The 2,333-nt window shown below is 50.7% G+C and carries 2 protein-coding genes and 2 pseudogenes; 3 read left to right on the forward strand and 1 reads right to left on the reverse strand.

Going from position 1 to position 2,333, the window contains the following annotated elements; genetic code table 11:
- Positions 1 to 412 precede the first annotated feature (412 nt).
- A pseudogene (locus LC354_RS27485) lies at positions 413 to 598 on the reverse strand (transposase); the annotation flags it as partial.
- A 110-nt stretch (positions 599 to 708) separates the two neighbouring features.
- Here LC354_RS27485 and LC354_RS27490 point away from each other — a divergent pair.
- The 3 genes and pseudogenes from LC354_RS27490 to LC354_RS27500 form a co-directional block, all read left to right on the forward strand.
- Entirely contained in the window at positions 709 to 927 is a 219-nt protein-coding gene (locus LC354_RS27490; protein WP_223429109.1) for a hypothetical protein, read from the forward strand.
- A 46-nt stretch (positions 928 to 973) separates the two neighbouring features.
- A complete protein-coding gene (locus LC354_RS27495; protein WP_223429110.1) occupies positions 974 to 1,801 on the forward strand; it encodes a hypothetical protein in 828 nt (275 codons plus the stop codon).
- A 237-nt stretch (positions 1,802 to 2,038) separates the two neighbouring features.
- A pseudogene (locus LC354_RS27500) lies at positions 2,039 to 2,215 on the forward strand (transposase); the annotation flags it as partial.
- Positions 2,216 to 2,333: the final 118 nt, after the last annotated feature.

Below are 2,333 nucleotides of genomic sequence, written 5' to 3' on the forward strand. Positions count from 1 at the left end.
ATCTCGTCATGTCCCATGCCGTCCGAACCATGACCATGCATTCCATGCTTCATGCCGCCGCCGGACATTTGTGCCTGGGCATCACCTTGCCCACTTACGCAAAGCGCAAAAACCGCGGCAACGATAAGTGAAGGCCGAAGGAGGGGGCGATGGACAAGACTAAAATAGAGCCGGGTCATAGAAGGGATCGCTTTGGTTGGAACGTACGCGCTCTGGTTAGCATGAAACCCGGACCAAGTGCCAGACTTGCATCGACACTTGCTGCGAACAAGCGGCAAGTGAGGCGACCCTGTTGGCAATATCAACGAAGAGACATGGCAGAGTGCCATTCGGTTCCAACAATCTGCCCGGTCAGCAAACAGAATTTGGCTGTGCTTTCTTTTGATCAAAGACATTCAGCCCATACGTTTCCTATAAGCTTGGTGCCCCGCAGGCCCCGATCCGACAGCGAGCGTCGGAATTCGTCCCAGAACACCTGGGCTTCGCTGGGCTGGATGGCAATGCCCAATACCTCGCGCCGCCCGTCAGTGTTGACCGCTACAGCCACTATGGCTGCCACGCTGACGATCCGCCCGGAGCGCCGCACCTTGATGTAGGTAGGCAATACGAACTTGGTAAAGAAGTCAGAATATGTGCCTTCAAATTGTGCTGGAGCAGGTATCATCGGGTGTTTCATGCCTATGTCTGACTCGGGTCACGGAGAACACCATGAGCCTATATGAACAACTCCATGAACGCCAAGAGCAGGAAAATCCTGTTCGTTTCGGCGTGGTCAGCGCAGGAAAATTTGCACCAATGTTTCTGGCCCAAGTCCTTCGTATTGCTGGTGTTAATGTTGTTGGTGTCGCTGACCTCCAGATCGACGTAGCCAAATCCAATATAGTTTACGCAGTGTGGCCAACCAAATGCACAGTCCTTTATCTTTAAGGCACATTTATAATAGTAAGATGATTACAATTTTGAGGAAACAGGAATGCAATTGAATTGGACAGAAAAATACTGGGATGCTTTGGAACAGCTATACTGGACGCCGAAATACCTTGGCCTCAAATCCATCCCGCGGCGACATTGGGAAGCTACGGGTGACAGGGTCTCTGTTCCCGTAAGTATGACAAATCCAACTGGCCCCCTGTATCGACGAGTTACTACAGGTAGAGAGTTCACCAAGCTTGTTCGGCGGCATGAAGAAACCTTCAATCACATTTTCGAGTTAACATTCGGAATTCTGGATGGAGAAATCACTAACGACATTTTTTGTCGGTTACTTGGCTACCATGTCAAGGATAGCTTGAAAAGCTATGGGCGAGAACTTGGGCCAGAATTTGGGCAGCCAAAACTCTATGACATTTGTCAGCCGGACGGATTTTTTACTGGCAAAAACTGGAGTCTTGGCGTTGAACTGAAGTTTGACGCCAAGACCTCATTGGACCAACTTGCAAAGTATCTGTTAGCGTTGGCTATTGAACGCGAAATGATGGGGAAAATGAAACCCGTAGCTTTAGTCTACATCGCGCCAAACCCTAACAGCTTGTTTCAAGACGCATTTCCCTTTTCCGCTGACGAGGTTGGGTCGGGAAACCTGGACGAAATTCTGGCTGGTGCAAATCGAAGCGTTCGTAAACCGCTTAGTGAAATCGAAACGGCTGCCGCAAGTGTTTTGGATGATCTAACTCTCAGAGCTTTCAGCTGGTCAGACTTCGACAAGAGCCTACAACATGTATCCTCCAATTTTTTCAGTGACAAACCTGAAAGTCGAACTGTTGCACGTCTCATACCAGGGCAATCGCGTTTGGAAATCTGAGAGACGAGAGGGTGAGCTGAAGAAGAACTTCTCGGGTCTCTCGTCGAATTCGTGGTGAGGTTTTGATGATTTTCGATCTTGATGCGACGAAATAAACCCAAACGCGATTCCCCTGCGTCTCATACAGGGACTATCCAATGAGATACGCACCCATCCAGCTTCGGAATGGAACGGGGGAGACTGACGCGGCATTGATCTACTCCCCAAAAATGAGGGCCACGGGCTTCGGGTGCATCACGCCACCCCAAAGCCACTGAGTGCCTGATCAAAGATCGCGAGGAACTGATGACCTTCTTCAACTTTCCGGCCCAACACTGGCAGAGCATCCAGACGTCAAATCCGATTGGAAGCGCCTTCGCCACGATCCGCCACCGCACCAAACGGACAAAGGGCTGTCTGAGCCGTGACGGCATACAGAGAAGGCCGGACGCTCTCGTTGCAAGACGCAAACTTGGAACCGACATTCCCCAAGTGGCCTGCCATCTGACGCGAAGATCGCCTGATCAGGCCTGCGGATCAAGTATCTTTTACC

The organism is Tateyamaria pelophila, assembly GCF_019966495.1.
Taxonomy (GTDB): domain Bacteria; phylum Pseudomonadota; class Alphaproteobacteria; order Rhodobacterales; family Rhodobacteraceae; genus Tateyamaria; species Tateyamaria pelophila.

Coding starts and splice junctions, on each gene's coding strand:
- LC354_RS27495 (WP_223429110.1), top strand. CDS start 974: ATGCAATTGAATTGGACAGAAAAATACTGGGATGCTTTGGAACAGCTA.
- LC354_RS27490 (WP_223429109.1), top strand. CDS start 709: ATGAGCCTATATGAACAACTCCATGAACGCCAAGAGCAGGAAAATCCT.